At 35.5% G+C, this 4,341-nt stretch carries 4 protein-coding genes; 2 read left to right on the forward strand and 2 right to left on the reverse strand.

Annotated features, from left to right (window positions below; genetic code table 11):
- A partial coding sequence (locus tag CQA66_RS08915) for a DUF7149 domain-containing protein (protein WP_115582655.1) occupies nt 1-346 on the reverse strand: 346 nt, incomplete at its 3' end.
- Between the two features lie 206 nt (nt 347-552).
- Here CQA66_RS08915 and CQA66_RS08920 point away from each other — a divergent pair.
- Nucleotides 553-855: a hypothetical protein gene (locus CQA66_RS08920; RefSeq protein ID WP_104762784.1), complete on the forward strand. Its 303-nt coding sequence runs from the start codon at nt 553-555 to the stop codon at nt 853-855.
- Between the two features lie 437 nt (nt 856-1,292).
- Here the strand turns inward: CQA66_RS08920 and CQA66_RS08925 are convergent, their stop codons facing one another.
- Entirely contained in the window at nt 1,293-2,744 is a 1,452-nt protein-coding gene (locus tag CQA66_RS08925; RefSeq protein WP_104762785.1) for an amino acid permease, read from the reverse strand.
- Nucleotides 2,745-3,095: 351 nt separating this feature from the next.
- On the opposite strand from CQA66_RS08925, the gene CQA66_RS08930 reads away from it, so the two are divergent.
- The gene (locus tag CQA66_RS08930) at nt 3,096-3,956 is read left to right on the forward strand and encodes a phosphatidylserine decarboxylase (protein ID WP_411698589.1); all 861 of its coding nucleotides are present in this window, start codon (nt 3,096-3,098) and stop codon (nt 3,954-3,956) included.
- Nucleotides 3,957-4,341: the final 385 nt, after the last annotated feature.

The following is a 4,341-nucleotide window of genomic DNA, read 5'->3' on the forward strand; positions in this document are numbered from 1 at the left end:
CCATTTTGCGGTTTTCATTTAGGTTATTTGCCCCCCCCCCCCCTATAAATTCACTCTTATTGCTTAAGCTCTTGACTTCAAAAAGCACTTTTGGAGCGGAATCTTCATAGATTGCCAAATCGATTCTGTCTTTGGTATTGCAGTTGTATTCAAAAGCTTGGATTAAAAAATCTCGCAAAAGATTCTTTTGATATTCCTCTGATTCGTTTGCCCGCTTGGATTGTGCAAGCTGCTTTTGGTAGGATTTAAGTCTATTGTGAAAAGATTCTAAAGTGGCTTGTGTAGGCGGTGAGCCAAAATAATATGTTGCGAGAAAATTCCGTAAAGGCACAAACGTGTAAATCATATTTATCCTTCATGAACATATAAACAACTACTCTCTTAAATTAGTTCTGTGCATTGTCAAGACGTTATTCATCAAAAACAGAATAAAAAGCAGAGAAACAATATAAAATATATACATTAAAACTGAAATCTGTATAATAACAGTACTATCAAGGATTGCTACATGTTACTTTAATACATGTAGTCAAATGTATAGGCAGGTAACTTATGGAATCGACAAACGATTATATATACTATGACTCAAAGCACACTCAAGCATGGTTAGATTCATTAAAAATCGCACTTTTAGAGCAAAATGAAGAAGCGACGTATGAGCTTATACAACATCTTCCATTTGAAATACGTACGACTAACGAAAAGAATCTTGCACAAGATGAAGCACTCTTAGAATATTTACAAACCGCAAAAGAATTGATTGCGCAAAGCATCACACTTTTGGAATCCAAAAAAGAAGAAACCTTGCGACAATTAGAAAAAATACGTAACGCAAAGAAATTTCTATTGCTGTAATTATTCTTTGCCTGATGGATTATATGAGATTCTTCAGTCGCACTTCGTGCTTCTTCAGAATGACAAGGATTAGAATCTTTTTCACAATCACAAGTTGTCATGTTGGGCTTTCATGGAAAGCGAAATATCTTATAAGAATCTCTATCTTTGTCATGCTGAACGCATGTGAAGCATCTCTGTCATGTCTCAAGTTTCCTAGAAACTGAAGAATCCCTATAAGAATTCATTGAATGAGATTCTAAGTTATGAGATTCTTCACCTTGCAAAGCCGGTTTAGAATGGCAATTTCTTTTGTCATACTGAGGCTTTGAAAAGCCGAAGTATCTCTAATAGAATCTTTATGAGATTCTTCGCAATGCTTAAGACATGACAAGGGGAGTGAGATTCTTCACTTTTCTGCAAAAGCTAAGACGACAAAATAGAATCTACAAATCTCCCTATTGCTCTTTGGCAAATTTATGTTTTGTTGCAAAGTAGACAATATAGCACAATGCTATGTAAATCAATGTTCCCCAAATCGCAATACGTTCCTTTTCATCAAAATACACGCCAATCATAGAAATGATACAGCCCAAGATTCCAATGATTTGAATATAAGGAGTAAAAGGCGTTACATAAGCTAAGTCCTCGAGTTTCTTGCCACTTGCAAGATATTGCTTGCGAAAAACATATTGGCAATAACTAATACTAGCCCATACAATCATCATTGTAAAACCGCTTACTGTAATTAGAGATTCCATCATGTGCTCTATGCTTTTATTATTAATATACGCGCTAAGTTCAGGGAAAAATTGCAAACAAATATAAATACCTAACTCAAAGAAAAATGGTAAAAGAGAAAAAAGCATAGTCATTAATAACGCGTAAATAGGAATACCTTTTTTATTTAGTCTTGCAAAAATGCTAGGATACATCTTCTTTTGTGCGAGCCCCCAAACCATTCTTGTACTTGCATATAATCCAGAATTCGCCGTAGAAAACAAAGCAACAACCAAAATAAACCGCATAATATCTGGAATATAAGGCAATTCACCCTCCAAAAAGGGCAATCTAATGACTTGCAACGTAGTTACAAACGGGCTTTCTGTGATTCTCGCGTCATTGCTTGACACAAAAGTAGCAATAATAAACACTGAACCAATGAAAAAGATAATAATGCGCATAAGAGTAGCCCTGATTGCCTTGGGCATCGCATTGCGCGGGTCCTTAGTCTCACCTACGGCTACACCAATAACTTCTGTGCCTGTGAAAGCAAAATTCACGGCTAAAATGGTCATAAAAACGGCGGTTAATCCATTGGGAAACCATGAATTATTATTAGCGGTATAAAAATTAGCAAAAGTGAAAGAAAATCCATGTAGATAAATATTATAAATGATACTAATAGAGCCTAAAATTAAAAATATCATCACTGCAAAAACTTTTATAAAGCTTACAATAAATTCTCCTTCGGCGAAGAGCTTCACCGTAAAAACATTTAAGACAAAAATCGCCACAGCACAAAGCGCAACCCAAACATAAATATTGACATCTGGGAACCACGGGTTTAAAAGAAGCGCGATAGCCGTATATTCCACTGCGACTGTGGCTACCCAATTTAACCAATACATCCAAAAAATCACATATCCCGCGCTTGGACTAATAAATCTATGCGCATAATCCCCGAAACTCCCTGTATGTGGAAACGCACTTGATAACTCACCTAGGGACAACATAACGCTATACACAATAACGCTTGCCACACAATAAGCAATCAATGTCCCTAAAGCTCCTGCTTGATGAATACTTCCGCCACTCCCCACAAAGAGTCCGGTCCCCATCGCGCCACCAAAAGCTATCATAATTAAATGTCGCGTTTGTATTTCACGCATAAATGTATTGTTTTTCATTGCAATCAATCTCCAATGTATTTTAAAATATCTGAATATTCTTTATCACTTTATTAAATTCTCTCAATAAATACACAATAAAAGTTCAGAATATCGTTAGTAATACATTTATATGTTTAAAAAAGTAACAATAATTTCTTATCAAGATTCAACAATAAAAATAGAGCTGTGTTAAAAAACCTTAAAAGATTTGTTAGAATACTTCCAAAATATGGTGAAAAATCTAAGTAGTTTTAATAAAGACTTCTAAGTATTTTGCATCATGTATAAGATTATGTAAGGATTGCCACACTAATACATGGTTGGTTTAGGTTAATTAAAAACCCGTATTGATTTCATTACAAAGGATATATTTTGCATCAAAGTAATAAACTCTCAAGACTCTTCGGCAAGTTTGCCCATAAAAAATTCCCCAAACACCTACAACGAATCATCAATAAAACCTATATCAATCTCTTTAACATTGATCTGCATGAATTTGAAGATTACACGCATTATGAAAGCCTCAATGCTCTGTTTGCACGTACTTTAAAAAAACCAAGAACATTAGAATCAAAACCTTTTAATTTGATTAGTCCTACTGATTCTGTCATTATGGAATCTGGATCTATTACAAACAATACGGCTTTGCAAATTAAAGGAAAAAGTTATCACGTACTTGAATTACTCTATGGATATGGTGCGCAATATAGCAATTATGCAGACAATACACAGCCAACTCATTCCCTGCCGCTTAATCTGGATTCCTATAATTTCCTTAATCTCTATCTCTCCCCTAGGGATTATCACCATTATCATGCGCCTTGTGATTTGGAAATATTAGAAGCTCGTTATTTTAATGGAATGCTATTACCTGTCAATAAAAAATCTTTGTTGAACAATTCTAACCTCTTTGTACACAACGAACGTGTAGTGCTTAAAGTGCGCTTGCGCTATAATGCAAGCATTGCCTACTTCGTTGCGGTAGGAGCATTGAATGTAGGGAAAATATGTTTTAATTTTGATGAAAGGATTCGAAGCAATGCAAAAGAAGGAAACAATATATACACTTACGAAAACCCCTTGCAATATAAAGCGGGAGAAAATTTAGGGCATTTTGAGATGGGTTCAACAGTCGTCTTGATAGCACAAGCACATTGGAGTATTAAAACTCATGATGTTGTAAAAATGGGGCAAGAAATAGGCACTTTGCCCGCTTTGCAAGTCTTATAGATTCTCTATCTAACAAAATCAACACGATTAAAGTAGCGCAAGCAATAGGTATATTGAATCTTTGAGCAGCACTTGAACTTGGGTTTTGATAGAAACCTAGAGAAATATGGATTCTAGTAACATTTCGCATTGTGTATAAGATTATGAGGGGTTTGCCCATACTAACACATAGTTAGTTTGGATTAGTAAGGAAGTACCTGTATTGTTTTATACCCGTATTGGTTTGAGTGCAAGTGGAAACCTGAATTATTAGATTGCGCCCCCATCTGTTGTACTTAACTCATTATTGTCATACTGAGCATTTGAAAAATGCGATGCGGGAGCGGAGCGACTGCACGAACGAAGTTCTTGCCCATACTTGCTCATTCCCGCAGGGATAAACATT

Origin of the sequence: Helicobacter aurati (genome assembly GCF_003364265.1) — a bacterium.
Lineage (GTDB): Bacteria > Campylobacterota > Campylobacteria > Campylobacterales > Helicobacteraceae > Helicobacter_A > Helicobacter_A aurati.